Annotated in this window: 2 protein-coding genes; both read right to left on the minus strand. The window is 58.0% G+C overall.

Going from position 1 to position 2800, the window contains the following annotated elements:
• Positions 1 to 965: 965 nt before the first annotated feature.
• Positions 966 to 2117, minus strand: coding sequence for an IS30 family transposase (locus AC1DMY_RS20795; RefSeq protein WP_477166746.1), 1152 nt, complete (start codon positions 2115 to 2117; stop codon positions 966 to 968).
• Between the two features lie 109 nt (positions 2118 to 2226).
• Positions 2227 to 2577: a hypothetical protein gene (locus AC1DMY_RS20800; RefSeq protein WP_441605661.1), complete on the minus strand. Its 351-nt coding sequence runs from the start codon at positions 2575 to 2577 to the stop codon at positions 2227 to 2229.
• Positions 2578 to 2800 lie beyond the last annotated feature (223 nt).

A 2800-nucleotide genomic window follows, 5' to 3' on the forward strand; every position in this document is an offset into this window, starting at 1 on the left:
TGCGCACCTTTCTGTTCTCGCCTGGACAGGAACGAGACAACACCCAGAAGGACGGCCACTACAACAGGCGTCAACCAGAGAAACATGAGCCCTCCCCTTGGGCTTGCTTCAAGACAAGACTCGGCACGATGAGCGTCCGCTTTGGGTCGGAAGCGGACCTTACCCAGACCTATTCTTCTTTGGTCAAACTAACAGCCACAAGCGCTTCTTCGCCTGACATGGTCCGCACTTCACACTCGACTGTCTGGCCAGGCAAAAACTGCCATTCCTCTTGGCTTGGAACTATCCCAAGCAGCACGAACCTCGAGTCGGCTAAACAACGTGCTTGAACGGGGCGCCATACGGTGGTCCCCTCGTTCAAAAGAGCAACGTAAACGGTCGACACACTGCAGGAGATCCTTTTCGTAGATGTCTGCTTTGGGTCGATAGCGGACCCTTCAGGTGTCAATTCGCTATGTCTTTGCGAAATGCGTTGCGAGCCAGCAACTCACCCATGACTAAGCCGAGTGCCATAGCCCCCTTCCAATAGATAGCCATCTCGCTCTGGCCAGTGGCACCCCTCGCGTTAACCAGGGCACCCAAAAATGCCGCACCCAGTGACAGACCGGAGATTCGCAGCCACTGGAGAGGATCACTCCACCATCCACCCCGAATACCGCGAAGTAAGGACGGGCGTGGAACAGGCGTCAACCTCTTTGAGCGCGCCTGCCACATAGCTAGGGAGGGAAATACAAAGAAGCCAAGCAAAGAGAAGGCCACAAAGTACCAGTCGATGTTGGCGCGCGAGAGGTCTTCCTCACCAAATGCGCCTGCGCTAGCTAACAGACTTATAGCGAACAGCGCCGCGTAGAGCAGCAACCATAAACCTCTCATTTGCTTCCCCTTTTGCATCCCTGTCGTTCGATCTCAGATCGCAGCTAAGTTGAAATACCCGCAATCAGTAGGGTCCGCTATGGGTTGCGACTTCAGCCGGTCGTTGCAACACATTGCTGGAATCGTTCGGCCGGTGTATCGAAATCCAACGTTTGCCGCGGCCGTTCATTGAGCCGCCGCGCAACCGCATCAAGCTTAGCCTGCGAGTAGCCCGACAGGTCAGTGCCCTTCGGGAAGTACTGACGGAGCAGGCCGTTGGTATTCTCGTTCGAGCCACGCTGCCACGGATGCTGCGGATCACAAAAGTACACCTGGATATCCGTGGCCAGCGTGAAGCGTCGATGCTCGCCCATCTCTTTGCCGCGATCCCAGGTCAACGACCGGTAGAGCTCGCGAGGTAACTTGTGCGCGTGTTTGATCAGTGCATCGATCACGGTCTTGGTGTCTTTGCTCGGCACCTTTACCAGCATGACGTAGCGCGTGCGCCGTTCCACCAGCGTGGCGATCTGGCTGTGGTAGCTACCCATCAGCAGATCGCCTTCCCAATGGCCGGGCACGGCCCGGTCCTCGACCTCGGCCGGTCGCTCACGGATGGAAACCATGTCCGTGAGTTGGCCGTGATTGGCCGTCTTTTGCGTGTGGTGGCGCGACCGCCGCATGGCGCGAGAGCGCCGAAGATGCACCAATAGATCCTTTTTTAAGGCACCGCGGGCCTGGATGAAGAGACTGCGGTAGATGGTCTCGTGCGACACCTGACGCTCCTCATGGCCCTTGGATCGCTTCTTTAGCCAACTGGCAATTTGCACCGGCGACCATTGTTGTTGCAACTTGGCAGCCACGCGCTTGGCCAGCATAGGATGAATGCGCAACTTGCAGCGCTTAGGGCGGCAGGCACAATCCCAGGCACGCTCGTCGGCTCGGTTGGCTCGATATCGTTCGCGCCCGCCGTTACGCTGGATCTCGCGACTAACCGTGGAAGGCGCTCGGTGAAGCTGCTCGGCGACGGATCGCAGCGAACGTCCCAGTGCCACCGAGCGGGATATCTCTTCCCGCTCGGCCAAGGTCAGGGCGCGTGCAGGACGATGGCGTGATGGCGGCCTGATTCCGCCGGTTCGCACCAAAACCTGACGTATCGAGGAATGGCGGGTGGCCAACCGCTGGGCGATCTGATGCAGCGACTCACCGCGCTGCCATCGGTCCCAAATCAGCGTCCGATCTGCTTCCGTGAAATGCTTCCGGGGCATAGCCATGGGCAACACTCCTTACGCTTGCGCGTCTATAGTGTGTTGCGTCGACCGCCTGAAGTCGCAGTCGAAAGCGGACATGCGTCGTCATCATCAAACAAATCGGATTTCAGTCCTTTTTTACTGCCTTCCATAGACAAACGATTGAAAGGAAGGCAATGACTCCCGTTGCGCAGGTGAGCCCGAGAAACGTGATTCCGAAGAGCAACGGATGCTCGTCACGATGGAAGGTAGCCCTCCCTCCACCACGACTTCCGGCGACCACGACACCGGCATCAAGCGAATACAGCATCCCGCGGATACAGCCGAAGACATAGATGCCGAAGGCCGTGCCGATGAGCGCCCAGGCTAGCCTTGCCGCCCAATTGCGAGCGCCGTCGGAAATGGCCTTGTTGAAGATCGTGATGATAAGGCCGGCGCTGAACGTGCCGGCACACGCAAAATCCAAAATCGTTGCCATGCTCTGACCGCCTCCCTGCATGAACTCATCGCGAAAGTCTGCCACAGCCCATCGCTTACCCCAAGGTCCGCTATGGGTCGGAAGCGGACATTCATTTCGTCGCCATCCTAGCCATCTCGCAGATGTCAGAGTGCGAGTACTTGGACGGATTTTCCGACAACTCGACCAAAACTTCGGGGAGCCAACCTGCACCGGCCCGGTCCATTTGCTTCACCAGCTCGCC

The sequence above is a fragment of the Dyella sp. 01L423 genome, assembly GCF_056399945.1.

Excerpts from the sequence above, each read along its gene's own strand:
- AC1DMY_RS20795 (WP_477166746.1), bottom strand. The coding sequence starts at position 2,117 with ATGCCCCGGAAGCATTTCACGGAAGCAGATCGGACGCTGATTTGGGAC.
- AC1DMY_RS20800 (WP_441605661.1), bottom strand. The coding sequence starts at position 2,577 with ATGGCAACGATTTTGGATTTTGCGTGTGCCGGCACGTTCAGCGCCGGC.